Annotated in this window: 22 protein-coding genes; 8 read left to right on the forward strand and 14 right to left on the reverse strand. The window is 42.5% G+C overall.

The annotated features are described in order from the left end of the window. Positions 1-18: 18 nt before the first annotated feature. The 3 genes from HUW51_RS07875 to HUW51_RS07885 all read right to left on the reverse strand — a co-directional run bounded on the left by HUW51_RS07875 (position 19) and on the right by HUW51_RS07885 (position 3,333). Complete coding sequence (locus tag HUW51_RS07875; RefSeq protein WP_228466965.1) at positions 19-987, reverse strand: M28 family peptidase; 969 nt, start codon at positions 985-987, stop codon at positions 19-21. A gap of 1,000 nt (positions 988-1,987) precedes the next feature. Next, complete coding sequence (locus HUW51_RS07880; RefSeq protein WP_185273427.1) at positions 1,988-2,620, reverse strand: NUDIX hydrolase; 633 nt, start codon at positions 2,618-2,620, stop codon at positions 1,988-1,990. A 23-nt stretch (positions 2,621-2,643) separates the two neighbouring features. Continuing rightward, complete coding sequence (locus HUW51_RS07885; RefSeq protein WP_185273428.1) at positions 2,644-3,333, reverse strand: HAD family hydrolase; 690 nt, start codon at positions 3,331-3,333, stop codon at positions 2,644-2,646. Positions 3,334-3,622: 289 nt separating this feature from the next. On the opposite strand from HUW51_RS07885, the gene HUW51_RS07890 reads away from it, so the two are divergent. Both HUW51_RS07890 and HUW51_RS07895 read left to right on the forward strand, forming a co-directional pair. Then, a complete protein-coding gene (locus HUW51_RS07890) occupies positions 3,623-3,946 on the forward strand; it encodes an ArsR/SmtB family transcription factor (protein WP_185273429.1) in 324 nt (107 codons plus the stop codon). Positions 3,947-3,958: 12 nt separating this feature from the next. Further along, entirely contained in the window at positions 3,959-4,408 is a 450-nt protein-coding gene (locus tag HUW51_RS07895; RefSeq protein ID WP_185273430.1) for an SRPBCC family protein, read from the forward strand. A gap of 306 nt (positions 4,409-4,714) precedes the next feature. On the opposite strand, the gene HUW51_RS07900 is transcribed toward HUW51_RS07895, so the two are convergent. Beyond that, complete coding sequence (locus HUW51_RS07900) at positions 4,715-5,443, reverse strand: hypothetical protein (protein ID WP_185273431.1); 729 nt, start codon at positions 5,441-5,443, stop codon at positions 4,715-4,717. 277 nt (positions 5,444-5,720) lie between these two features. Between HUW51_RS07900 and HUW51_RS07905 the strand changes: the two genes are divergently transcribed. Further along, positions 5,721-6,653, forward strand: coding sequence for a M48 family metalloprotease (locus HUW51_RS07905; protein ID WP_185273432.1), 933 nt, complete (start codon positions 5,721-5,723; stop codon positions 6,651-6,653). A 124-nt stretch (positions 6,654-6,777) separates the two neighbouring features. After that, positions 6,778-7,491: a TVP38/TMEM64 family protein gene (locus HUW51_RS07910; protein ID WP_394353947.1), complete on the forward strand. Its 714-nt coding sequence runs from the start codon at positions 6,778-6,780 to the stop codon at positions 7,489-7,491. A 78-nt stretch (positions 7,492-7,569) separates the two neighbouring features. Here the strand turns inward: HUW51_RS07910 and HUW51_RS07915 are convergent, their stop codons facing one another. The 3 genes from HUW51_RS07915 to HUW51_RS07925 form a co-directional block, all read right to left on the reverse strand. Then, a complete protein-coding gene (locus tag HUW51_RS07915; protein ID WP_185273434.1) occupies positions 7,570-7,818 on the reverse strand; it encodes a hypothetical protein in 249 nt (82 codons plus the stop codon). 142 nt (positions 7,819-7,960) lie between these two features. Continuing rightward, positions 7,961-8,668 carry a YebC/PmpR family DNA-binding transcriptional regulator gene (locus HUW51_RS07920; protein WP_185273435.1) on the reverse strand — a complete coding sequence of 236 codons (708 nt, stop codon included), beginning with the start codon at positions 8,666-8,668 and terminating at the stop codon, positions 7,961-7,963. Positions 8,669-8,874: 206 nt separating this feature from the next. Next, positions 8,875-10,284, reverse strand: coding sequence for a sodium:solute symporter family protein (locus tag HUW51_RS07925; RefSeq protein WP_185273436.1), 1,410 nt, complete (start codon positions 10,282-10,284; stop codon positions 8,875-8,877). Positions 10,285-10,602: 318 nt separating this feature from the next. On the opposite strand from HUW51_RS07925, the gene HUW51_RS07930 reads away from it, so the two are divergent. From HUW51_RS07930 to HUW51_RS07940, 3 genes are all read left to right on the forward strand, one after another. Next, entirely contained in the window at positions 10,603-11,097 is a 495-nt protein-coding gene (locus HUW51_RS07930) for a YciE/YciF ferroxidase family protein (protein ID WP_185273437.1), read from the forward strand. A gap of 216 nt (positions 11,098-11,313) precedes the next feature. Then, positions 11,314-11,541 (forward strand): hypothetical protein, encoded by a 228-nt coding sequence (locus HUW51_RS07935; RefSeq protein ID WP_185273438.1) that lies wholly within the window; start codon positions 11,314-11,316, stop codon positions 11,539-11,541. Between the two features lie 348 nt (positions 11,542-11,889). Next, on the forward strand, positions 11,890-12,438 hold the full coding sequence (locus HUW51_RS07940) for an RlpA-like double-psi beta-barrel domain-containing protein (protein ID WP_185273439.1): 549 nt from the start codon (positions 11,890-11,892) through the stop codon (positions 12,436-12,438). Between the two features lie 239 nt (positions 12,439-12,677). Here HUW51_RS07940 and HUW51_RS07945 read toward each other — a convergent pair whose 3' ends face one another. The 7 genes from HUW51_RS07945 to ileS form a co-directional block, all read right to left on the reverse strand. Beyond that, on the reverse strand, positions 12,678-13,193 hold the full coding sequence (locus tag HUW51_RS07945) for a fasciclin domain-containing protein (RefSeq protein ID WP_185273440.1): 516 nt from the start codon (positions 13,191-13,193) through the stop codon (positions 12,678-12,680). A 98-nt stretch (positions 13,194-13,291) separates the two neighbouring features. Then, positions 13,292-13,924, reverse strand: coding sequence for a rhomboid family intramembrane serine protease (locus HUW51_RS07950; RefSeq protein WP_185273441.1), 633 nt, complete (start codon positions 13,922-13,924; stop codon positions 13,292-13,294). Between the two features lie 51 nt (positions 13,925-13,975). Further along, positions 13,976-14,977: a polyprenyl synthetase family protein gene (locus tag HUW51_RS07955; RefSeq protein ID WP_185273442.1), complete on the reverse strand. Its 1,002-nt coding sequence runs from the start codon at positions 14,975-14,977 to the stop codon at positions 13,976-13,978. Between the two features lie 12 nt (positions 14,978-14,989). Further along, positions 14,990-17,287, reverse strand: coding sequence for a ribonuclease R (rnr, locus tag HUW51_RS07960; RefSeq protein ID WP_185273443.1), 2,298 nt, complete (start codon positions 17,285-17,287; stop codon positions 14,990-14,992). 176 nt (positions 17,288-17,463) lie between these two features. Continuing rightward, positions 17,464-19,275: an ABC transporter ATP-binding protein gene (locus HUW51_RS07965; RefSeq protein WP_185273444.1), complete on the reverse strand. Its 1,812-nt coding sequence runs from the start codon at positions 19,273-19,275 to the stop codon at positions 17,464-17,466. Between the two features lie 274 nt (positions 19,276-19,549). Then, positions 19,550-20,206 carry a lipoprotein signal peptidase gene (locus tag HUW51_RS07970; RefSeq protein ID WP_185273445.1) on the reverse strand — a complete coding sequence of 219 codons (657 nt, stop codon included), beginning with the start codon at positions 20,204-20,206 and terminating at the stop codon, positions 19,550-19,552. 117 nt (positions 20,207-20,323) lie between these two features. Then, positions 20,324-23,725: an isoleucine--tRNA ligase gene (gene ileS / locus HUW51_RS07975; protein WP_185273446.1), complete on the reverse strand. Its 3,402-nt coding sequence runs from the start codon at positions 23,723-23,725 to the stop codon at positions 20,324-20,326. A 625-nt stretch (positions 23,726-24,350) separates the two neighbouring features. Here ileS and HUW51_RS07980 point away from each other — a divergent pair. Then, positions 24,351-25,001, forward strand: coding sequence for a hypothetical protein (locus tag HUW51_RS07980; protein WP_185273447.1), 651 nt, complete (start codon positions 24,351-24,353; stop codon positions 24,999-25,001). The last annotated feature ends 64 nt before the right edge of the window (positions 25,002-25,065 follow it).

A 25,065-nucleotide genomic window follows, 5' to 3' on the forward strand; every position in this document is an offset into this window, starting at 1 on the left:
AATAAAGTAATAACTAGCTTACAGATGCATTACCGCCCAGTACACCCCTTTTACTACTTCGGCCATCTTGGCGAAATCTAAGGTATCCAGGGTATCTGTAACCTGGTGGTAATTAGGGTTGCGGTAAAAAGAGGTGTTGGTAATCATTACGGCCGGGTACCCATTGGCCCAATAGTTCAGGTGATCTGAAAAATCTACACCCGGAATAGATGCGGGCGCGTTCAGGGATTGCACGTCAATGGCGCTACCAGCCAGCATGTACTTTTTTACGTGCGCTACTAACTCATTCTGGTTTAAATCTCCGACTACCGATATAAAATTAGCTTTATCGGGGTAAATGGCATCCATGCCGGGTACCGGGTAGCGTTGCGAGCCTTTTTCTTCAGAGAAATAGCCAATCATTTCGAGGCACACCATGGCTTTTACCGTTACGCCTTCTTTTTTTAAAGATTTAGCGTGTACCGCGCTGCCCATGGATTCGGTTTTAAAAAATGGCGGCTCTTCCAGGCAATATGAAACCAGATCGATGCGGTATTTTAAAGTTTTTTCTTCGGCGTGTAAAAGCCGGGCTAACTCCAGCAAACCGGCCACCCCGCTGGCATTATCGTCAGCGCCGGGTTGGTTGCCGCACACGTCGTAGTGGGCGCCCAGAATAATGCGTTCGCCGGTACCGGGACCCAGGGTACAAATCACGTTTTTATACGTTTGCCCGTTTACCTGAAATTCCTGGTAACTTACCCGTTCGCTTATTTTTTTAAATTCCTGATAAATGTATGTAGCGGCTTGCTCGATGCCCGCAGGATTAAAAGCCTGCCGGGCCGGTTTAATGTTTGTCAGATACTGTACATCAGCGTAAAGTCGGCTATTTACTACTTTTATTTCCGGCGTGCTCTTCATACCAACTTCTATTACAGGATTAAAAATAACATACGCACTAATCAGCCCAATACTTATTACGATTGCCAGTAAAACCAACACTTTTTTCATAGATTTTGGCCGATGGTTTTGGAGTTAGAAGAATACTAACGAGAGATACTTTATAGGGTTAAGCTTTTAGTAAGGGTTGTTCTTTGGAGTTTGTTCAAGTCTCCAGACTGAGGCGCTATCTAACCTGCTGGCTTCAAGTTTTGCCTCGTGGCCGGCGGGCCTCGTTCGGCTCTTTCGGGCCTTTTAAGCTTCCTTTCCTCGACTCCGTCTGCGGAATTCTGCTTCGCAGAACCAGAACCTAAGCTTCGAAGAATCCAGAAGGCCCTCAATAGCCAAACTGGTGTCTTTGTGCTTTTAGTTACTGATTTTCCGTTTGCTGATAAGTTTTGATGGTGTTGTTGAGAAGGGTTGAGGAAACTTAAATAATTAACTGTTCTCTACTAAAATCAACCACCCTCAACCCCTCCTTATCTAAGGCGGGGAGCTTTTGGACATTTACCATTTACCAGGTACCAAATGCCATTGACCTGAATTTCTTTGTGAAATTAATCCTACTCTGTCCCCTCCGAAGTGAAACTTTTTACCTGTAGTGGCCTTGATTTATTAGAGTAGGCTTTTACTAGATGAAGCAGTTCTGCTTCGTAGCTAAATAGGTTCCTCCTGAATGACCCAGTGGATATATTGAATGTCCTAATATTGAAATTTTTAAAATTTTACTGGCTAGCAATACAACAAGTAGCCTGAGCCAGGTGCAAAATTTGACGCTAAACTGTTCGAGCGGTCAGCGAGTTTTTAGCGTCTTGACTTTTTTGGTTCTTTTTGTGTCAAGACAAAAAGAACAGAACCTCAGCTATGAAACAACTTCACTAAGAATTTACAACTACAACTGCAGCTATATGAACGAGAACTTTTAAATTCTTTTAAGTAAAGCAAGGCAGGGAAGTAAATCCGCGCCATAGTAGCCGCAGCTATACGAACGAAAGCTTTTAGCTAATCTGTAAGTGCAAACAAGCACAAAATTCGATGAACTTGCAGCTCCGCCAACAGAAAATTTAAAAAATCAATCAAAATACGCTTCTTTCTCCGGATTATCCAGATACTCGAAAAGAAACTGCACCTGCGACTCCGTGTTGCGCTCCAGCGAGAGTTCCGGTAAGTGATTGCGGTCGAAAAAGCCGACACCTTGCGTTTCCATGCCTTGTTGGAGCGAACCCCCGATAACTTTGCATAGAATAAAAATTTTGTAGGTGTGGTACGGCGAGGGCGGATGCGGGTGGTGCTTTTTATCGAGTACCGCCAGCAACCTAACTGGCCTTACCTCCAAACCAGCTTCTTCCCGCGTTTCTTTTACCGCTACTTCGGCCGGCGAGTAGCCTACATCGGCCCAGCCGCCGGGCATCGACCAGCAATTATCGAGCTTTTCGTGCACCAGCAGGATTTGGTTATTTTGGAAAACCACGGCGCGCACATCTACCTTTGGGGTTTGATAACCGGTTTCGTTGGTAAATAAATTTTTAATTTTTTGCGGTTCTTCGCCGGAAAGTTCCTGTAGGATCTGCACGCTAATGGCGCGCAGTTCTTCGTAGCGTTCGGTGTCGTAGTCGTTTACGGCGTAGGTTAAGCCGGCCTGGGCAATGGCCTGCACACGCTTGGCAAATGCCAGCCATTTTTCGGTCGCTTCGGATGGTGCCATAAAATCCAGATTTACAAAGCGGCTTAGTGGCCGCTGAGCAACAGGTTTTTTAATTCGTTTAGGCCTAACTCCGTGAAACTATCAATGACCAAATCGGTGTGGCTTAACTCTTCAGCGCTGTGCGTAGTGGTAATGCCCACTACTTTCATTTCGGCTTTTTGCCCGGCTTCTACGCCTACGGTAGAATCTTCCATTACAATGCAATTGCTGGGTTCTACGTTCAGCAGCTCAGCGGCTCGCAAGTAAATCTCAGGATCGGGTTTGCCTTTAGTTACCTGGGTGGCATCTACTACGGCATCAAAATAAGTACGGGTGTTAGTGGCATCCAGAATAAAATCGATGTTGCTGATGGGCGCATTGGAAGCTAAGGCCATGGGCACCCCAGCATCTTTTAACTCTTGCAAAAAGTTCTGCAAGCCACCGGTAAGTTCTACGTGGTCGCGGTAAATATCCCGGAACAAAGCTTCTTTTTCTTCGCTTAAATCAGTTAGCTGATCGCTGGTAAAATCGTTGCCGTTGGCGAAGGCATTATCTTTTATAAACAACTGCAGGGCGTCGCGGTTGGTGCGGCCGTAAATGTAATGGCCCAAGTCTTTGCCTTCTAAATTGAGTTGGTGCTTTTCCGCAAACTTTTTCCAGGCTTTTAGGTGGTACGGGTTCGTATCGCAGATAACACCGTCCATATCAAATAATACTGCTAATTCTTTCTTCATTTTACTAGTAATGGCTGGAGGCAGCCGCTTCTTCAAGTCGTGTTCATACGGATTTAAGCCGGAAAAGTCGGTTTAATTTTAAAAGTAAACTGCTTTATTATCCAGCTAAATTTAAAACGTTGCCGGTTTTATTCACGCCTTGTTCTCCTGATCGACCTTAATTTTTAAAATTTCTGCGGCAAAGCTATCCCGGACTTTTCACAAATTAAAAATTTACAGCTAAAAACTTGCGTAACCTAATGGTTACACATATATTAGTAACCGTTTAGTTACATAACAACCACTTACCATGCGACGGGATGTGTTTCAGGCCATTGCCGACCCCACACGGCGGCAGATTATCTATTTGGTAGCGCACCAAACCTTAAACTTAAATGCTGTAGCCGATAACTTTAACGTAAGCCGGCCGGCTATTTCCAAGCATATCAAAATTTTAAGGGAGTGCGGGTTAATTAAAATTAAAAAACAAGGTCGCGAAAGATTTTGCGAAGCGCACCTGGAAAACTTAAAGCAAGTGTCGGAATGGCTGGAGCAATACCGTTTATTCTGGAACAACAAATTAGATGCTTTAGAACAGCACATACAGAAAGACGAAAATTTAAAAAATCCTTAAATAAGTAAGACGATGAACCAACAACCCCTTGTTTTTGAGCGCCACTTCCGGGTGCCGCCGGCTAAAGTATGGCGGGCTATTACCGACAAAGACGAAATGAAAAACTGGTACTTTGATCTGGAAGAATTTACACCCGAAGTAGGTTTTACCTTTACATTTACAGGCGGCCCTAGTCCCGAAAAACAATACCTGCATCTGTGCGAAGTAACCGAAGTTGTTCCGGAAAGCAAGTTGACTTATAGCTGGCGCTACGAAGGTTATGCTGGTAACTCGTTTGTTACTTTTGAGTTGTTCCCGGAGGAAAACGGTACGCTGTTGCGATTAACGCATGCGGGCCTGGAATCTTTCCCGAAAGAAAATCCGGATTTGGCCGCTCACAACTTTGTCGAAGGTTGGAACAGCATTGTGCATGATTCTTTGCGCACGTATTTAGAACCTGAAGCTCAGCTAAATGCCAAGTAAAAGCCTTTGCTACCTTTTTTAAAGAAGCAGGATCTGACGCTCGTGCCTAACTATTTGGGCGGCCTCTTGCCGGACAAACAAATAAACTTTTCTTAGGAGCAAATCAGTCGGCAAGTTCCTACCGGCCAGAGGCCGGACTATAATCATTGCGAGCGGGGGCGCTCGCGATAGTACGAGAACTGAGCGTTACTATATCCGGCTGCTACTTTAAAACCAGTCAGTTGCAAAAAGTAAAAATTTAAAAAATGCATAAAAAAAGCTGCTCCGGTAATCTGGAGCAGCTTTACAGTAGGAACCTGTAATAACTTATTTACTTCTTACGGCTTTTATCAAATCTTTGGCATCCTTGCCCGCCTCCAAGGCCAGGTATTCGGCTTGTAAGCTTTTAATCTTCAGCTCATCGCTAGCCGAAATAGAAGTAGTAATTTCTTGTTTCCGGTCGTTGAGTTGCCGGTACACGTAGTCGGTATAATCCCAGTCGTTCTGGTCCCAGTTGCGTTTTTTGGCGCGTACCATGCCCATAAACACCAGGTAAGCTTCGCGCACGTTTGTGGCGTTAATCTTATTCAAATTCTGGTATTCGCCGAGCAGTTGCTTCTGGCGTTTTTTAATTTCTGCGGCTTGCAGGGGTTTGCTGGTACGCTCTTTATTCTGTGCTTCCCAGGCTTTGTATTTGGCTTTGGCTTCCAGGTACTCGGCTTTGGCATCTTTCGATAAACTATCCAGACCTTTCTCTAAATGAGCCGTTTTGCGCTTAAACTCGGCTTGTATTTCGGGTAAATTTTCGTTAGTGGCCGAGTCTACTTTACTGGCTTTTTGGTTTACCCAATCTTTAAATTTTTTCAATTCTTTTACGGCACTGGTATTGCCCCGGATTACCAGAATGGTATCCCGGGAACCGGATTGGTCTGCTCCCGTACTGGCCGTAATAGCTTCTTCGGTGGCAATCGTCCGCCGGGTTTCGCACGCCGAAAGAGCGGTTGCCATGGTAAAAAATAGTAAAAGAAAAGGCGCTGTTTTATTCAATAATTTCATAGTTGTTGCGTTCATCAGTATATAAACTGCAATAGGAATATTTTGGTATATACGTAAAATTACCCCCGAAAGTATATTCTTAATTTAGAGTAAATAAATGGCTTGGGAACAGCGTACTAGCCCATACTAGCATTCTGTCAGAATAAAATAGGTTGGCAAAAATATTGCATCTATTAGGTGTATCCTGAATTAGAAATAAAGGCAGATTTAACCAGCCTCCATGCACTGGTAAAGGGCTTTTTAACGAGATAAATAATTGATACTGGTAAGATAAAATATGAAAAAATTCTGGCAGAAAATAGCTTTAGGACTGGCGCTAACCGTGCCATTTTTACAGCTTCCGGATGCAGCCCGCGCAACGGGTAAAGTAATTGCTTCCGGTACTGTAATGGTGGCGAACCCGGTGGGAGCCCGCGATATTATAAAAGAAATTATTGACGTAGTTGGCTTAAAACCACGCTTTGAAGTGCGGGAATCTACGGAGGTACCCAACGCGGCGGCGGTTATTTACAACGGCAAACGCTATATACTATACAACCCGCAGTTTGTGGCTTCGGTAAACAATGCGGTTAAAACCGACTGGGCGGCGGTGAGCATTCTGGCGCACGAAATCGGGCATCATTTAAATGGCCATACTTTAATCCGGGGCGGCAGCAACCCCACCGATGAGTTAGAAGCCGATGAGTTTTCGGGATTTGTGCTCCGCAAAATGGGGGCTACTTTACCGCAAGCCCAAGCGGCTATTGCGGCCTTAACCGACGAAAGTTATTCGGCTACCCACCCCGGTCGTTCGTCGCGGTTAACGGCCATTAGCACCGGCTGGCAAAATGCCAATGGTCAAATTTTAGCTAGTGCAAAACCTAGTATTAAAGCTACACCACCCGTAATTGCGCAAGTTGAAGACCCGAAACAGCCGGTTACTACGAAGCCCGTTGTGCGCAAGCAAGCTACGGCTGCTGGCCTGGATAGCCGGTCTATTTTGGGGAAAGTTACTTTTGAGGCCGCTCCACGGGAACAGTTTTACGTGACGACGCGTTATAACCTCGTACGCGTTACCGACGACGGCATAGAAGTGGTTGGTAAACTTACCCGTACGAATAACTCCGAAGTACCTTTTGTTTTTGAAAGCGATTATTTTCAGTCGTTGTATTTAACCCAGGAGGGTACTATTGTAAACCGACGCGGACAACGGGTGGGTTACGTGAGTTAGAATTAAGATTTTTTAAAATTTTTTACTTTCCTGTTTTCTTGTTTCTTTGTTTGTAAGCCCTTGCCGGTAACCTTTGGCAAGGGCTTTTTACGTATACGGGCTTTTACTATAACCACTGATGTACTTGAGCCAGCCCGAAGCTATCATAAGAACCAGTAAAGCGCCCTGGATTATCTCGGGCAGTTTTATAGGATTACTACTGGCGTGTTATTTTTTATGGCCCGCCTTTCAGGAAACCATCAACGAAGCCTGGCAGGTATTAACCAGCGGCGATCAAGAACGCATTTCCAGGTGGGTGAGTCAGTTTGGCTTTTGGGGACCCGTGTTTATAATCGGGTTTATGGTAGCACAAATGTTTCTGGTGGTGGTAAACGTGGTAGCCTTAATGGTTGTAGCGGTATTGGCCTACGGACCGGTATGGGGTTCGGTCATTTCTATCGGGGGCATTTTTGTAGCTTCTACGGTGGGGTACTTGCTCGGTCGCGGCTTAGGTCCGGCTACCATTGGCAAATTTTTAGGCGCCAAAACCCAGGAGAAAGTAGCCGAACAGGTAGAGCGTTACGGCATATGGGCGGTAGTGCTGGCCCGTATCTCTCCTATTATCTCCAACGATGCCATTAGTATTGTAGCCGGTATTGTGCGAATGCCTTACGGTAAATTTATGCTGGCTACGGCTGGCGGCATTATTCCGCTTACTTTGCTTATTGCGTACCTAGGCCAAAACATTGACCGCTTAAAAACCGGGCTAATTGTGGTTTCGGTGGTTGGCGTTGTAGCTTTAATTGCTTATTACATTTACGATCGCCAGAGACGGAAAAAACAGGCAAAACAGGATTAAACTTAAAAACAAACAGCCTGACTTTAGTAAATCAGGCTGCGAAATTGTGAAAATATTAAAAACTTAGTTCTAGCTAAACTATTTGTTTAGCCATTGTTGATGCTTTTGTCGAACTTCTAGGTCAGTTAGCCAATTACTAGAATCTTTACTTTCATCGTCTGCCAATAGAACTTCGTTTTTTTCTTCTTCCGTAAGGGCATTCCAAAGCAAGCCCGTTTGGTCCTGACTTCTCTGCATTAGTAACTGATAAAATGCGGCTAATAACTCCTCATTTTCAATTTTATCGATGAGTTGATGAAAGTCTGTTTTTATACTTGCTAAGGCCATTTGTCTGCTCTTTATCCTTCTTAAACTTATAAATATTACTTACGCCTATACTAAATTAAAATATAATACAGGCGTAGGATTTTTCATCATTGCAGGGCTATTCCTAATTTATTGAACACACAAAAGGGTCATTATACGTCAGTTATGCCATGTTATGGTAAACGGCTTGTACGTCATCATCTTCCTCTATTTTCTCGATTAAGGTTTCAATTTCTTCGGCTTGCTCGTCGTTTAGTTCGGTGCGGGTGTTGGGGATGCGTTGCAGCTCGGCGCTGGTAACGGGTAGTCCTTTTTCTTCCAGCGCTTTTTGCATGGCACCGAAATCAGTGAAAGCTGTCTCCACAATAATCTCGCCTTCGTGCTCGTAAATATCTTCGGCACCAAAATCAATTAAATCCAGCTCCAGTTCTTCCAGATCCAAACCTTCGGCGGGTAACCGGAAAATGCCTTTGCGGGTAAAAATAAAATCCAGGGAGCCGGTTTTACCCAAAGTACCGCCAGCCCGCGATAAGTACACCCGGATATTTGCTACGGTGCGGTTAATATTATCGGTGGCGGTTTCAATCAAGATAGCAATGCCGTGCGGGCCGTAGCCTTCGTAAACTACTTCTTCGTAATCTTTTTCTTCTTTGCTCGATGCCCGCTTAATGGCCGCTTCTACCCGGTCTTTGGGCATGTTTACGCCTTTTGCGTTTTGAATGGCCGTCCGTAAACGCGCATTCGAATCCGGATTAGGTCCATTTTCTTTTACGGCCATTACAATCTCTTTGCCTAAGCGCGAAAACGCTTTCGACATTTTATCCCAACGCTTAAACTTACGGGCTTTTCTAAATTCAAATGCTCTTCCCATAATAGTATCTTATAATCTAATCTATTTATTCTTTTGGCTGATTTTTAAAAGAAGCAAGTTACACTTCTTTCGGGTAATGGAGCAAGTAAGTTTACGTTATCCACTTCAGGATTTTAAACTTATACCCGTTTCACGTGGAAATAGCCAGACATTCAGCAACCGAAATTTTTAAAATTTAAAAAAATGCGACTTCAGGTAACAAATACTTACTCCAAAATAACCTTTACCCTGACCTTTTCTGCGGTAGCAGAAACCGGCCACAACAACCCCAATATCCAACCCAAGATACTAGCCAGCAAACCATATAACAACGGATTAATAGCAGTATCGAGCCACAAAGCTGCTAACCAAACCACCATGCCCGCTACCATCGATGTAATAGCCGCTACCGACGACAACCGTTTGCTGTACAAACCCGCCACTAAGGGCACAAACAACGACACTAAACTTAAAGCCGACGACGAACTTACCAACTCATAAATATTACTTTTTAATAAAGCCATTATTAAACCTACCCCCGATACCAGCAACACGCACACCCGCGACAACAGCAGCAATTGTTTATCGGTGATTTTGGTAAAATAAGGCCGGAAAATGTTCTCGCTTAAAATAGCGGCTGGCGCCAAGATTGCCCCGCTGGCTGTACTGATAATAGCCGAAATTAAAGCCCCAAAAAACAAAATCTTTACCCACAACGAAGAAGAATGCAGAATTAAGCCGGGCAATAATAACTGCGTATCGCCTTTCAGCAATTCCGGGTGCAGCACCTTGGCGTATAAAACCAAAAGGAGCGGTAAAAAGGCAATGGTTAAGTACAGGCCGGCGGCCGCTAAAGATGAATATACCGCCGTTCTCTCGGACTTAGCCGACATAACCCGCTGAAATACGTCTTGCTGCGGAATAGAACCTAAACCAATGGTAATCCAAAGGGCCAGGTAGTTGAGCCAGGTTGTTACAGAAGAGTTTTGAACTGGCGAAAAATCAAAGAAGTGCGGCGGAACGGTGCGGAGTACTTCGGGTAAGGGCACTTGCGCCACAATGCTGGTGGTAACGAAAATAAGGCCACCAATAATCATGATGGTTTGCAGAAAATCGGTGATCGATACCGACCACATTCCGCCCATGTAGGTATAGATAATAACGGCTACCGAGCCCAAAATAATACCCACCGAGATAGATAAACCGGAAATTAAATTAAGAATAATACCGAGTGCCACCATCTGCGCGGCCACCCAGCCAAAGTACGAGATTACCAGAAAAAACGAAGCTACCAGCTCGGTGGTGCGGTTAAAATACAACCGGTAAAAATCGCCGAAGGTAAGTAAGTTAAGCCGGTAGAGTTTTTTAGCAAAAAATAAGCCCACCAACACCAAACACAAGGCCGCCCCAAACGGATCCTCAATAACGCCCAACAAGCCATGTTCGGCAAATTCCGACGAAGCGCCCAAAACCGTTTCGGAGCCAAACCACGTAGCAAACACTACCGCCGTAGAAATGTAAAAAGGCAATTGCCGACCAGCCAGTAAAAAATCGCTGGTGTTTTGCACCCGGCGTGCGGCCCATACCCCAATAAACACGTTAATAAGCAAGTATAATCCGATAAACAGTAAAAGCATATTTTTTAAAAATGGACACGGGTCCGGCGTAAATTTAAATAACTGATTTTAAGAATTACCTCTTCCGCTTGCTTCTTACCTCATAAAACTAGTTGGTAAGTTAAAAACGAGGGCAGAAAACGATTAAAAAATATAATGTACCCTAAAATTGGCTAGTAATTAGGTAAAGCCTTTAAAGCTAAGTTTTTACCCTGTTTACAGGAGAAATGAACCAGATTATGTCCCAAAAAACGGTAGAAATATCCATTAACACTTTGCAGAAGCGGGCCGTATAGCTGAAACAAAACAAATGATTTGGCAACCTTAAACCATAAAACTATGACTAAGTTAAAAAATTTAGAAGACCTGTTTCACCACGAAATTAAAGACTTATACAGCGCCGAAAAACAACTCATTCAGGCGCTGCCCAAAATGGCCCAAACGGCTACTGATCCTAAACTAAAAGAGCAATTTGAACAGCACCTGGAAGAAACCAAAGCCCAAAAAGAACGCATCGAAAAAGTATGCGAAATATTGGGCATTTCGGCGGGCCGCATGAAGTGCGAAGCCATGGAAGGTTTAATTAAAGAAGGCCAGGAATTAATTGCCGAAGATGCCGACCCGGAAGTAAAAGATGCCGGCCTTATTGCCAGTGCCCAGCGCATTGAGCACTACGAAATTTCGGGTTACGGTACCGCTGCGCACTATGCCGAACGCTTAGGCCAGAAAGAAGCTTTTGAGTTATTAAACGAAACCTTAAAAGAAGAGCAAACTGCCGATACTAAATTAAACAAACTGGCTAAAGGGTACATCAACCAAAAAGCCATGCAGTAAAATATATGATCTACTGCTTAAAAGAACCTGCTTTGCGCAGGTTCTTTTATTTAAGAGCTTCTTTAATTGCCGGAAATTCAAAATTTTAAAAATTAAGGATTCTTCGAGTTTCGGGTTAAACCTATTCCGTAAAATAACCTTAAATGCTGGATAAGAGTACTATTAGTTTGGCTTACCAACAAGCCCGGTATAATTATTAAACAAAATTTTAAAACCATGGAAAAGAAACAACCGCAGGATAACAAAATAAAAGACGAACAAACCCAAACAACCCACAGCCAACTAACCGGCTCCGACGACGATAAAGTAAAGCGTTCTATGATTGGAACCGGCGCGAGTAAATCCGACGAAAACTGGGACCAGGAGCAGCAGCAGGCTGATGAAAAAGACCTGGAAGACCGCGACACCAACGATGGCGATGCCAACACCGAGAACAATTTTTAAAAAAACAGGCGGTAAATTTGGTTTTTACGACAAAATTTACCGCCCTTTTTTAATGTTTGCCGCAGAAAAAATTTAAAAAAAAATTTTGCTTTAAATAGTACTAAAAAAGTTAGGATACAAAATAGCTTTCGGCTGCGGCAGTAAACATTAAATTTCTTTGATAACTATCTTTTTACCCCAGTTACAGGTAAAAAACTGTACTTTACAAACAAGTTTGTTCATTTATTTGGAAACTTGATATAGTTAAAAAAGAAAAATTCAATGAAAAAACGGAATAAACTAAATTAAATACTTACGCGTTTAAGACAAACTACCAATGAAATTAGTGTCCAAACTAAATTTTTACACATGTTACGATACAAAATCGATGGTATTTTCTTCTTATTTATTTCTTTAGTTACGTTCCCGCACCTCGTGTCCTACTCAAAGGAAGAAAAGCCAACTTATTCTACCTCTTACCATTTTGAGAGCCTTCTTAATAGAGCTAACTCATTTAAATCAACCCGTGTTAGTACCGTTAAAAAATCATTAGAAAAAAAGAAAACAGCCCCGGTTAAAGAGTCATTTATTACACACGTGAGCGCTTCGGTTTATTTCCCCGAAGAAGCGCAAACCGATTCTACTCCTTTTATAACCGCCGATGGCTCCCGGATAAATGAAACGCATCCTAAAAAGCATAAATGGATTGCCGTATCGCGTAATTTGCTTACTCGCTGGGGTGGTCATATTGATTACGGCGATAAAGTGCATGTGAGCGGCATTTCAGAGCGGCTGGATGGCGTGTACATTGTCCGCGATACCATGAAAAAACGCCTGCGTAACCGCATTGATATATTGGTTGGCCCCAACGATAACATTATGGGCCGCTGGAATGGCGTAAAGCTTACTAAATTGTAAGAACTCCTGCTTACCTTAACACAGCATTATTTACCTCCGGAAAACGAATATGCTTACTGGTTGCTTTTAAAAAGGCACAAACAGAAGCAGGATATACTAACGGATAAGGTATTTGATCTAAGTTTAATTAGGTTACTATTTAAGTAAAGAGACATGCTTATTGGCAACTATTTGGTAGGATATTGCAGCCAGTAAAGTTTTAGGATTGGTAAATTAAATACCAACCAGGGTCTCTTTACTTATTCCAGCTTTTTGGGCTTCAGAATATCCTCAATGGTATGTACTACTATATGGTTAGCGGTTTCGTAGCTGCCGTTTACCCGAATGCTGTTTATAGCTGCCGCCTGAAACTTGCGGAAAACCATAACGCTATCGCCGGCTAAAGTGGGCAATAAGGCGCCATCTTTTAAATTTTGCAGCGGGTACCTACCCGGTACAATATGATGCTGCATAATGGTTTGGAGCTTTTCGGCACTTTCGTACTGAATTTCTTGCAAGGCAGCTTCGGTAGGTGCAAAAAAAGTGTATGGCTTATCGTTAGATAAAGTAGTTAAAATGCCCGATTGAATAAGTAATTCGCGCAATAAAGGGCGTTGATTTGCGAACTGTATAAGCTCGTTGGCGGTGCTATTTACCGGAACAGGAGTTACCAGCGAAATCGGACTATTTAGCAATTGTTGAGCCCTAAGGGTAGTGCCACTGCAAAAAAGCAGTAGTAAAATAAGAATGGCCAAAAGTCCGGCACCACGTTTCATAGCAGTATACTCCAAATAATAATCCAGAACAGATTATCTATTTTGTATACGATTGATTCTGAGATTAGAATCAGAAATTTTTTAAAAATTTTTAATTTCTAGTTAAAGAATGGTAGCCGCCACTGCCCAATTTGCTCAATAAAGTTTAAGCCGGAACCTTCTATCAGCAGAAAGCTAACTACAAAGCCAAATACCGCCCCGTAAAAGTGGGCGCTATGGTTAATGGCTCCTCCCATGCGTTGGGCCTCGTAATAGGAGTAAATCAGATAAATAAGGCCAAAGATAAAACCAGGCATGCAGATAAAGGCGAACAGGCAAATCAGGTTTAACGGATTAAATAAAATACTGGAAAAAATGATAGCCGATACTGCACCGGAAGCCCCTAATGCCCGATAATCGTAATCTTTCTTGTGTTTGATGTAAGTGGGTATATCGGCAATAATCATTCCGCCCAGATAAATAAGCAGATACATACCAATGCCTAGTTCATAGCCAAAATAAGACATAAATACCCGTTCTACTACTTCGCCAAAGAAATACAACGACAGCATATTAAAAAATAAATGCGTCCAATCGGCGTGCAGAAAACCGGAAGTAACAAACCGGTACCATTGGTTCTTTTTGGTAACACTAAACGGATGAAAAACCCACTTATCTAATAAATCCTGATGCGACCAGGCGTAAATTGAAATTCCGGATGTCAGGATAATTAGAATCAGGGTAATGCTCATGTTGAAATTTTTAAAATTTAGGTATTTAGGAATGTTAGATACTGTTTCGGTTTAGCTTTCGCGGGCCATTAACTCAAAAGCCAGGCCTTGTAATACTTCTTTGCGGTCGGCGGGAGCATCTACGGCGTGTAAACACTGCATGGCCTCTTCGAAGTAATAATTTATTTTATCCTGAGTTTGGGCTTTTATCTGTAATTGGTCGTAAATGGCGGTTACTTCCTGCACTTTTTGTTCCGGCGAGTACACCGCCTGGTTCCGGTATTTTGCGAAAACTTCTTTCTGGGCCGGGTTAGCTTGCTCTAAAGCGGTTAATAACAAAAAGGTTTTTTTATCCGCCAAAATATCGCCGCCTACCTGTTTCCCAAATTTTTCGCGGTCGCCGTAAACATCCAGTAAATCGTCGCGCAACTGAAAAGCAATGCCAATGTTAATTCCAAAATTTTTTAGTTGCAAAGCGTTATTATCAGAAGCATTATTTAAAATAGCGCCTAACTCCAAACTAAAACCCAGTAAAACGGCCGTTTTTAAGGTAATCATGTGCAGGTAATCCGGAATGCTTACTTGCTGGCTGTTTTCGTAGTTCATATCTAGTTGCTGCCCTTCGCAAACCTGGGCAGCCGTATGACTGAACAAGGTAAGCACTTTGCGCAGCTTACTGGTTTCTACGTTTAAAAAAAACTCGTAAGCCCGCACCAGCATTACATCACCACTTAAAATGGCAATATTGGGGTTCCATTTTTCGTGCACGGTAGGTTGGCCCCGCCGAAGCGGGGCTTTATCCATAATGTCGTCGTGCAACAACGAAAAGTTGTGGAAAACTTCAGTACCAATTGCCGGCATTAACACGTGCTCCAACTCATTACCAAACAGATGCGCCGCAATTAAAGTAAGCGTTGGCCGAATGCGTTTACCGCCCAGGCGCATGATATACCGGATAGGCTCGTACAATTCAGAAGGGTTATCCCCAAAAGAAAGTGTGGAAATCTTCGCGTTTATTCTATGCGCAAAATCGGCAATATTAACCGGTAGAGGGTGCTGTAAGGGCTGGTTCAAGGTAATTATAGTTTAATCATCAAAGCCATAATAATCTTTCAGATTGTAGCCAGCCGTTTTATCGTCGGTAGTGGCGGTATCTGTTTTCTTACTGCGGCTGGGTTTCTTCTTTTCGGTTTGCTCGGTTACCAAAAGCAAATCAATGGTTCGGTCGTTCAAATTTACACCTTTTACTTCTACTGTAACTTCGTCGCCGAAAGAAATTATGCGTTTATTGCGCCGGCCAATAATCCGGTAATTTTGCGCATCCAGTTCATAGAAATCATCTTCCAGATCACTTAACCGCACCATGCCTTCGCATTTATTTTCCTGAACCTCCACGTACAAGCCCCATTCCGTAACACCCGACACAATACCTTTAAACTGCTGGCCTACGGTATTCTGCATAAATTCTACTTGCTTATACTTAATAGAGGCCCGTTCGGCATCGGCGGCCCGCTTCTCCATTTCCGACGAATACTTACATTTTTCTTCGTACTCTTCTTTGTTCTCTGATTTGCCGCCGTTTAAATAATGATAAATCAACCGGTGCGCCATCATATCGGGGTACCGACGGATAGGCGAAGTAAAATGCGAATAATGCTCAAAACCTAAACCAAAATGACCTAGCGGCTCCGTGGTATATTTGGCTTTCGCCATGGTACGAATTGCCAGATTCTGCAACACGTTTTGTTCTGGTTTCCCTTCGGTTTGCTCGGCCAGTTTGTTTAACTCATTTGAAATTTTATCAATGTTATCCACCGTTAAGTTATATCCAAAACGTTTGGCAAACATCGAAAAATTAGTGAGTTTATCCGGATCGGGGGCATCGTGGGTACGGTACACCATGGTATTCCGGACTTTAGTTTTCTTCATGTTAAACACAAACTCGGCTACTTTGCGGTTAGCGAGCAACATAAACTCTTCGATTAGCTTATGCGCGTCTTTGCGTTCTTTCACGTAAACCGATAAGGGTTTTCCTTGTTCATCCAGTTTAAACTTAACCTCTACGGTTTCGAAACTAATGGCGCCGTTTTTAAACCGTTTGTCTTTTAGCTCGTGCGCAATTTTGTTTAAAGTTAAAATCTCTTGCGCAAAGTCGCCTTCGCCGGTTTCAATGCGTTCCTGCGCTTCTTCGTAGGTAAACCGCCGGTCGGAGTAAATAATGGTTTTACCAATCCATTGGTCGTATAATTTACCTGATTCATCGAGTTCAAACACCGCCGAAAAAGTAAGTTTTTCTTCGTGAGGCCGCAATGAGCATAAACCATTTGATAATTTTTCAGGCAACATGGGAATGGTACGGTCTACTAAATAAACCGATGTAGCCCGATGGTACGCTTCGCGCTCCAGCTGCGTTTTTTCCTGAATGTAGTGTGTTACGTCCGCAATGTGCACGCCAATTTCCCAATGCCCGTTCTCTAATTGTTGAATAGATAAGGCATCATCAAAATCTTTGGCATCCAGCGGGTCGATGGTAAAGGTGGTAACCTGCCGGAAATCGCGGCGTTTGGCAATTTCTTCTTCCGGAATAGCTACCGGAATAACTTCGGCTTCTTTTTCCACATTTTCCGGAAACTCGAAAGGCAAACCAAACTCAGCCATAATCGAATTAATCTCGGCTTCGTTTTCGCCGGCCGGGCCAAAGGTGCGTATAATTTTACCAATCGGGCTTTTATTGCTGGAAGTAGGCCATTCGGTAATTTTCACTAAAACTTTGTCGCCGTTTTTCGCGTCGAGCAAATCATCTTCGCCCACGAACACATCAAAGTATAGTTTGCGAAAATCGGGTACTATAAAAGCAAAGTTTTTTGAAAGCTCTACTTTTCCCACAATTTCGTCTTTAGCCCGTTCGAGTATTTCCACTACTTCGCCTTCTTGCCTGTCGCCACTGCCCGATGAGTACACCCGCACTTTCACGCGGTCGCCGCCCATGGCAAACATTAATTTCTCGCTGAATACCCGCACATCTTCTTCGGTTTCATCCGAAACAATGTAGGCGTATTTAGGATTTGCTAAATCAACAATACCGGTAATGTAGGAAGCAGTCGTGTTTAAAACATAGTTGCTACCTTCCAGTATTTTCAATTTTCCTTCTTTCCGGAGTTGTTTTAAGTATTCGTTGATTAAATCGCGGCCTGCTTTGTCGTTCACGCCCAGCCGGCGCGACAGTTGTTTGTAGCCAAAAGCTTGTTCCGGATTATTAAGAAAAATTTTATATAATCTGGATTTTGTTACGGCTAATTCTTTACCCCGCGATTTAGCAGGAGTACCTGCATTAGCAGCACGATTGCTGTTGCCACGGGATGATGTTCTTTCTTTGTTTCGCATGTATTTTTATAATGTAAATCAGCTGTTACAAGACTTATACGCGCCCAATCTATTACTTGTGCGTGAGTACTGGGTACATTCTTAAGTTTATAGCTGATTTTTAATTTTATTTTTTAAATTTTTAAATTTTAGGGGCCGCTTCCGGCATATACAACCGCTTTGTTTATCAGTTGTTTTTAAACACGATGTACTTTCCGGAGCGCTCGTTTTTCTTGGACGGCCACTATATCTTTTAATTCGCCGGCCGGAATTGCCTGAATTAAGGTACGGGTATACGCGTGTTGCGGGTGCTCGTAAATCTGAGTAGCTGTTCCGCTTTCCACCATTTTTCCCTGGCTCATTACAAAAATCCGGTCGGCCATAAACCGGGCTACGGCCAAATCGTGCGTAATAAACAGGTAAGTAATGCCGAATTCTGCTTTTAACTTGTTTAATAAGTTAAGTACCTGGGCCTGCACCGACACATCCAGGGCAGAAACTGATTCGTCGCAAATAATGCATTGGGGTTGTAAGGCTAAGGCCCGGGCAATGGAGATGCGTTGGCGCTGCCCACCAGAAAATTCGTGTGGATAGCGGGAGTAATGCTCCCGGCTTAAGTTCACAGTATGAAGCAGTTCTAATACGCGTTCTTTTCTTTCTGCCTCAGTATTATAAACATTATGTACGCGCATAGGTTCCATTATGGCCTCACCAATTGTTTGCATGGGATTAAGCGAGGCATACGGGTCCTGAAAGATCATTTGTAGGTTCCGGCGCTCCCGCCGCAGCTCACTCCCGGACAAGCTGGAAATATTTACGTTGTTAAAGTGTATGGTTCCGCCGGTAGGTTCTACCATTTTTAAAATAGCCCGGCCTAAGGTAGTTTTTCCACAACCCGATTCGCCCACTAAAGCTACCGTTTCGCCGGGGAAAATTTCAAAACTAACCCCATCTACGGCTTTTATAACTTCCTGAGAACGGGAGAATAAAGATTTACGAACCGGAAAGTATACCTGCAGGTTTTCCACCGATAGTAATGGTGAATTATTTACCTGCTGGGTTGTGCTATTATCGGGTAAATTTTTAAAATTATTTATTTCTACAGCCTCGGGTACTACTAAATTAAGCCTTTCGGAAATGGTACCATCCGGAGCAATCTGCAGGAAATCAGAAACGGTAGGTAAAACTTTTTTCCCAAACGATAAAGCTGGCCGGCAAGCTAACAGTCCTTTAGTATACGGATGCTGGGGATTTTCGAACAACTGCCTTACCGTACCCTGTTCTACAATTTTACCTTTATACATTACCAACACGCGGTCGGCAATTTCGGCTACAACTCCTAAATCGTGGGTGATAAATAAAATAGCAGTTTGGTGGGTTTGCTGCAAATCATCCAGCAGTTGTAATATACGCGCCTGCACGGTTACGTCTAAAGCGGTGGTTGGTTCGTCGGCAATCAGGACAGCCGGGTTGCAAGCCATGGCCATGGCAATCATTACGCGTTGTTTTTGGCCACCGGATATTTCGTGGGGATAACTTTTTAAAATTTTATCGGGCCGCGGCAGCTTAACTTGTTCAAAAAGGGCTAATGTTTTTTCGTTGGCTTCTTTCTTAGTTAAACCTTTATGCCATTGCAACACTTCCCGCACCTGGAAACCGCAGGTATAAACCGGGTTAAGCGAGGTCATTGGTTCTTGAAAAATCATGGATATTTCGTTTCCCCGGATGTGCTGCATTTGTTTTTCGGGCAATTGCAACAAATCTACCATTCCGTATTGTCGGGACTGGTACATGATTTCGCCGCCGCTAATATTACCCGGTGGGCTGTTGATAAGTCGTAGCACAGACAAAGAAGTAACTGATTTGCCCGAACCTGATTCGCCCACAATAGCTACTGTTTCGCCGGGATACAAATGAAAGGAAACCTGATCTACAGCCTTTACTACACCTAAATGCGAACTAAATTCGGTTTGCAGGTTATTGATTTGTAACAAGGGTAATGCTGGCATCGGGGCAAATAGTAGCTATATTTAGCTTAATATTACTGGATATTCGGTTTACCTGAAATACTTTTCTGTATTCTTTTACTGTATTTTAAATTTTGTGGCTCAAAAGAAAGATTTATCTGGTACTCTACTACAAATATGGAAGTGCAGTGTAGTTACTTTCTGTTCTAGTAAACGAAATGGCACAAAGAAGTATGCTTACTTGGATTGATTTTTAAAATAGAAAAGCCATACTGGAGCAGTATGGCTTTTCTATTTTTTTAAAATTTTAAGTTGCTTAAGCTTCTATTTTGGCATTAGTAGTTTCCGGCTGATTCTTTTCGGGGTTTTCTGTAACCGGTGCATTGTTTTTTTCGGGTAAACTAGAAAAGAAACGTTTCTGATTAAATAAAATAATTAACACCCCAATAAAAATGGCCGAGTCAGCTACGTTAAAAATAGGCCACAACGACATAGCCGTTCCGCCGATAATAGGTACCCAATGTGGTATAATGCCTTCCCAGATATCCAGGTAAAACATATCTACTACCTGCCCATGAAACCAAGGCGTAGGCGAACCATAAGGCGCATTGTCGAACCAAATACCATAAAAAACACTATCAATTAAATTACCAATAGCGCCCCCTAAAATTAAAGCTACGCACCAGATAAAGCCCGGATGCGCCCGGTTTTTCCAGAGGTAATACAGACCGTAGCCAATAAATACCATGGCTACCATCCGGAATAAACTTAAAATTAATTTACCGTAGCTCGATCCTAACTCCACCCCGAAAGCCATGCCGGGATTAAGGGTATAGTGTAATTTAGCCCAATCGCCAATTAAGTGAATTTCGCCAGGTAAACCCATTTCCATATTAAAATGGACCACGAATTTTACCACTTGGTCGATAAGAATAACCAGCAGACTGAGCAGGTAATATTTTAAATATTTCATTTAGAACTTATTCTATAAACTATTAAGAGCTACGGCAACTAAAACGTAAGTTTTAAACTTAAACAAATTTACCGGCACATAATTCCCATAGTAGTTAATTATAAAAAATTACCTTTTTTAAATTACCTCCAGTTTGGCTGTTAGGGTATATTCGTCTATTTCTAAAGCGGTGCCTCCCGCAATTATTTCGAGCAGTTGCACATCGGTAGCCTGGGTTTCTTCGCTGATGTATTTTTCAAAAGCTTGTACCGCGGCATTTACTTCGGCATTATTATTCTGTAACGAAATCCGGATCCGATCCTGTACATCCAGGCCGCTATCTTTCCGTAAATTTTGAATGCGGTTTACTAAATCACGGGCAATACCTTCTTGCTTTAATTCTTCTGTTAAGGTAATATCCAGGGCTACCGTTAATTTACCTTCGGTAGCAACCAGCCAGCCCGGAATATCTTCCGAAGTAATTTCTACATCTTCCGGGGTAATAGTTACTGATTCGTTAGCTAAAGTTATAGCAAAGCCGTTTTCTTTTTCCAGTTGATTAATATCTTCCTGGTTCATCTTCTGAATAGCGGCAGCTACTTCTTTCAGGCGTGGGCCATAAACCTGACCTAATTTTTTAAAATTTGGTTTGATTTTCTTTACCAAAATGCCCGAAGTATCATCAATATATTCGATGGCTTTTACGTTTACTTCCGATAAAATTAAATCGGCAACGGCTTGTATTTGCTGTCTGGTTTTTTGGTTAAGTACCGGAATTAAAATACGCGATAAAGGCTGGCGCACTTTAATGGTTTCTTTTTTCCGGAGCGAGTGCACCAACGACGACACGGTTTGCGCCAACTGCATGCGTTCTTCCAGTTCAGCATCAATTGCAGTTTCATTTACCTGTGGATAATTAGCTAAATGCACCGACTCGACTGGGTTTTTACCGGAAACTTTATTTAAATCTAAGAACAACTGATCCATGTAGAACGGCGCTACCGGGGCAGCCAATAAAGCTACTGTTTCCAGGCAAGTATACAGTGTTTGGTAAGCGGCAATTTTATCTTCGTTGTACTCGCCTTTCCAGAAACGCTTGCGGTTCAGGCGCACGTACCAGTTACTCAAATCATCACTTACAAAATCCTGAATGGCACGAGTAGCTTTAGTAGGATCGTAGTCGGCGTAGGCCGCATCTACTAAACCAACTAAAGAATTTAATTTTGAAATTATCCACCGGTCACTTTCCGTCCGATTTGCCAGAGGTACTTCGGCTTCGGCGTAAGTAAAGTTATCCAGGTTAGCATACAGCGCGAAGAACGAATACGTATTCTGTAAAGTACCAAAGAAACGGCGCTGAACTTCTACAATGCCATCGGTATTAAATTTTAAATTATCCCAAGGCGGCGCATTCGAAATCATGTACCAGCGGGTAGCATCTGGGCCGTAGGTATTTATGGTGGCAAACGGATCAACGGCATTGCCTAAGCGCTTACTCATTTTGTTGCCGTTTTTATCGAGTACCAAACCGTTAGCCATTACATTTTTAAAAGCTACGCTGTCTTCCAGCATTACCGCAATGGCGTGTAAGGTAAAGAACCAACCGCGCGTTTGGTCTACACCTTCGGCAATAAAATCGGCGGGGAAGTTTTGCTTGAAGGTTTCCTGATTCTCGAAAGGATAATGCCACTGCGCATACGGCATAGCTCCTGAATCAAACCAAACATCAATTAAGTCCGGTTCGCGGCGCATGGCTTTACCCGATTTGCTGGCCAATACAATGTTATCCACATAGGGCCGGTGCAGGTCCATTTCTGAAACCACAGTTGGTTCCATTACTCCAGCTACAACTGCTTTGTCTACTTCGGCTTGTAACTCAGCTACAGAGCCAATGCAAATTTCTTCGTCACCTTCTTCGGTGCGCCAGATTGGCAAAGGCGTACCCCAATAACGTGAGCGCGACAAATTCCAATCTACCAAATTTTCGAGCCAGTTACCGAAACGGCCTGAGCCAGTAGATTCAGGTTTCCAGTTGATGGTTTTGTTTAACTCTACTAACCGATCTTTAACGGCCGTTGTTTTGATAAACCAAGCATCCAGTGGATAATATAAAACCGGTTTATCTGTCCGCCACGAGTGTGGATAGGTGTGCTCGTATTTTTCAACCTTAAAGGCTTTATTCTCTTCTTTCAGGATGATGGAGATAATAACATCCGTGGTTTTATAATCCGGATGGCTTTCATCTTCGTTGGTGTAATTTTTCACATAAAAATCATCGGCACCTAATACTTTATGCGTTTTGATTTTATACTTATCAACACCTTCGAGCAGTCTTACGCCAATTTCGTTAATGAATTTTCCGCGTCTATCCACGGTGGGCAACTCATTACCTAGTTCATCTTTTATGGTTAAAGCCGGGATGCCTTGTTGTTTAGCTACCCGGAAGTCATCGGCACCGAAAGTGGGTGACGTATGCACCACGCCGGTTCCGTCAGAAGTAGTAACAAAATCGCCGGCTACTACCTGAAAGGCTTTATCTGCATCGTAGAATGGTTGCAGGTAGGGCATAAGTTGTTCATACCGGATACCTACTAATTGCTTACCCGTAAACTCTTGCACAATCTCAAAAGGAATGGCTTTATCGCCGGGCTTGTAATCCGAAATTTTTAAATTTTTATTTTTTTCAGAAAAGTACTTACCCACTAATTCTTTGGCCAGAACTACACTTACGGGTTTATGCGTGTAGGTATTAAAAGTATTTACCTGCACATAAGTTATCTTATCGCCAATTGCTAGAGCCGTGTTGGAAGGCAAGGTCCAGGGAGTGGTGGTCCAGGCTAGAATATAAACATCGCCCTTAGGGTTAGAAAATAAAAACTCCGATTTAGAATCTTTAATTACTTTAAACTGGGCTACAATGGAGGTATCTTTTACTTCTTTGTAGCAACCAGGCTGGTTCAGTTCGTGGGAACTTAAACCAGTACCATCCGATGGCGAGTACGGCTGGATGGTATAACCTTTGTACAAGAAGCCTTTCTGATACAGCTTTTTTAAAAGCGCCCAAATAGATTCAATGTAATCGTTTTCGAAGGTGATGTACGGATTATCCAGATCTACCCAATAACCCATTTTCTGGGTAAGGTCGTCCCACTGGCTTTTATAACGCATTACGGTTTCGCGGCACCGGGCATTGTAATCCGCGATAGATATTTTTTTACCGATATCTTCTTTAGTAATCCCTAATTCTTTTTCCACCTGCAGCTCGATGGGCAAACCGTGGGTATCCCAGCCACCTTTGCGGTTAACCTGAAAACCTTTTAAAGTTTTATAACGGCAAAAGATATCTTTTACGGCCCGCGCCATTACGTGGTGAATACCTGGGGCGCCATTAGCCGAAGGTGGTCCTTCGTAAAAGACAAAAGGCGTATTTCCTTCGCGCGTTTCAACCGACTTTTCAAATATCTTGTTACTATTCCACCGCGCCAGCACTTCTTCGGCTAACTTAGCGTAGTCCAGGTTTTTGTACTCGTTATATTTCACTGCTATTTTTAAAAATTTAATCTTCTACTGTTTAATCACCTTACTTGCCCATATGGGTCAATTTATTTCGGGTGCGTTTATAATTGGTTTGAGAACCTGATTAAGTTCGTTTAACCAATAATGCTAAGTTCTAATCTTTGAACTGCTTACAGTTAAACTAATTTAGACCTTTAGCCGCACAAAAATAAGAAAGCCAATCAACAAAACCGAAGAAGTATACATTATACTGGTAAATACTATCTTATCGGGGTACAAATATCTCAGTTCTTTATTCTGCTTCGTTATATTATAAGTCTAAGATCTACTTGTGTAAGTACTTCTAACTAATTATATACTGTATTTACGCGTTTTATAAAGATGTGCATAAATTCTGCTTTTTGCTGGAATGTAATTTTTACAAATTTTTAAAAATTAGAATTTTACAAGAAATAAAAAGAGCCATATTCCTGATTTTTCTCACAATTTTAGCAGTGTTCTTTTTATGGCTTAGACTACTTATTTAAAGCTTGTTTGGTGTTGCCCTAATAAGAAACCAATAATACTTCCGGAACATCTGTGTATTTTACTACCCTTCTGCATCCAGAAACTATTAATTTTGCTTCCACTTTACAATTTACTTTTAACTATGAAATCAAAATCTTTTTCTGGCTTATTTGCTGTAGTGTCCTGGGTAGTACTGGGAATATCTTTTAGCAGTTGTTCTACTTCTCAGCCTTATTATTTTGCGAAAGGTACCGGCTCTTTTAATGATTCTTATAAAACTAATTCGCCAAAAACTACGGATCTCACGGCTAATGCGAGTTCAAATAAAACTGTTAATGATTTAAATACTTTATTACAGGCCCAAATAACAGCCGAAGCCGACAAGAATCGCGAACAAGCTGTTCCTCAGAAAATAAGTATTCAAAAACCAACGCGCCGGGAATTAAAAAATTTAAAAAAACGCCTGGAAGCCGTTCTGGACACCACCAGAAAACGTGACCGAGTAACTATTAAAACCAACGAAAAGAAAGTAGACGAACTGCGCAACGAAGTGCAAGAACTAAAAAACTCCGTAAAAACCGAAAAAGCCGGCGATAAAGTAGTTGTTTCTTTTGACAAGCCGCAAACAAATTTATCTACTGAGGCAAAAGTGTTAATTATTGTGGGAGCAGCTTTGTTGTTAGTGGCTTTACTTTCTTTACCAATTATTGGGCCTGTTTTGGGCGTTGTGTTAGGGATTACGGTAATAGCTGCAGCCTTGGCTCTTATTTTAGGAATTGTGGAAATTGGCTAGTAAGTAAGCCTGTTTTCTAAATCTTTATTGTTGATTACTCATTTTATAAAAACAAAAAACCAAA

Source organism: Adhaeribacter swui (assembly GCF_014217805.1).
Taxonomy (GTDB): domain Bacteria; phylum Bacteroidota; class Bacteroidia; order Cytophagales; family Hymenobacteraceae; genus Adhaeribacter; species Adhaeribacter swui.

What these genes read in the sequence shown, in the direction of transcription:
- HUW51_RS07875 (WP_228466965.1), bottom strand. Translation starts at nt 987, where the DNA reads ATGAAAAAAGTGTTGGTTTTACTGGCAATCGTAATAAGTATTGGGCTG.
- HUW51_RS07880 (WP_185273427.1), bottom strand. Translation starts at nt 2,620, where the DNA reads ATGGCACCATCCGAAGCGACCGAAAAATGGCTGGCATTTGCCAAGCGT.
- HUW51_RS07885 (WP_185273428.1), bottom strand. Translation starts at nt 3,333, where the DNA reads ATGAAGAAAGAATTAGCAGTATTATTTGATATGGACGGTGTTATCTGC.
- HUW51_RS07890 (WP_185273429.1), top strand. Translation starts at nt 3,623, where the DNA reads ATGCGACGGGATGTGTTTCAGGCCATTGCCGACCCCACACGGCGGCAG.
- HUW51_RS07895 (WP_185273430.1), top strand. Translation starts at nt 3,959, where the DNA reads ATGAACCAACAACCCCTTGTTTTTGAGCGCCACTTCCGGGTGCCGCCG.
- HUW51_RS07900 (WP_185273431.1), bottom strand. Translation starts at nt 5,443, where the DNA reads ATGAAATTATTGAATAAAACAGCGCCTTTTCTTTTACTATTTTTTACC.
- HUW51_RS07905 (WP_185273432.1), top strand. Translation starts at nt 5,721, where the DNA reads ATGAAAAAATTCTGGCAGAAAATAGCTTTAGGACTGGCGCTAACCGTG.
- HUW51_RS07915 (WP_185273434.1), bottom strand. Translation starts at nt 7,818, where the DNA reads ATGGCCTTAGCAAGTATAAAAACAGACTTTCATCAACTCATCGATAAA.
- HUW51_RS07920 (WP_185273435.1), bottom strand. Translation starts at nt 8,668, where the DNA reads ATGGGAAGAGCATTTGAATTTAGAAAAGCCCGTAAGTTTAAGCGTTGG.
- HUW51_RS07925 (WP_185273436.1), bottom strand. Translation starts at nt 10,284, where the DNA reads ATGCTTTTACTGTTTATCGGATTATACTTGCTTATTAACGTGTTTATT.
- HUW51_RS07930 (WP_185273437.1), top strand. Translation starts at nt 10,603, where the DNA reads ATGACTAAGTTAAAAAATTTAGAAGACCTGTTTCACCACGAAATTAAA.
- HUW51_RS07935 (WP_185273438.1), top strand. Translation starts at nt 11,314, where the DNA reads ATGGAAAAGAAACAACCGCAGGATAACAAAATAAAAGACGAACAAACC.
- HUW51_RS07940 (WP_185273439.1), top strand. Translation starts at nt 11,890, where the DNA reads ATGTTACGATACAAAATCGATGGTATTTTCTTCTTATTTATTTCTTTA.
- HUW51_RS07945 (WP_185273440.1), bottom strand. Translation starts at nt 13,193, where the DNA reads ATGAAACGTGGTGCCGGACTTTTGGCCATTCTTATTTTACTACTGCTT.
- HUW51_RS07950 (WP_185273441.1), bottom strand. Translation starts at nt 13,924, where the DNA reads ATGAGCATTACCCTGATTCTAATTATCCTGACATCCGGAATTTCAATT.
- rnr (WP_185273443.1), bottom strand. Translation starts at nt 17,287, where the DNA reads ATGCGAAACAAAGAAAGAACATCATCCCGTGGCAACAGCAATCGTGCT.
- HUW51_RS07965 (WP_185273444.1), bottom strand. Translation starts at nt 19,275, where the DNA reads ATGCCAGCATTACCCTTGTTACAAATCAATAACCTGCAAACCGAATTT.
- HUW51_RS07970 (WP_185273445.1), bottom strand. Translation starts at nt 20,206, where the DNA reads ATGAAATATTTAAAATATTACCTGCTCAGTCTGCTGGTTATTCTTATC.
- HUW51_RS07980 (WP_185273447.1), top strand. Translation starts at nt 24,351, where the DNA reads ATGAAATCAAAATCTTTTTCTGGCTTATTTGCTGTAGTGTCCTGGGTA.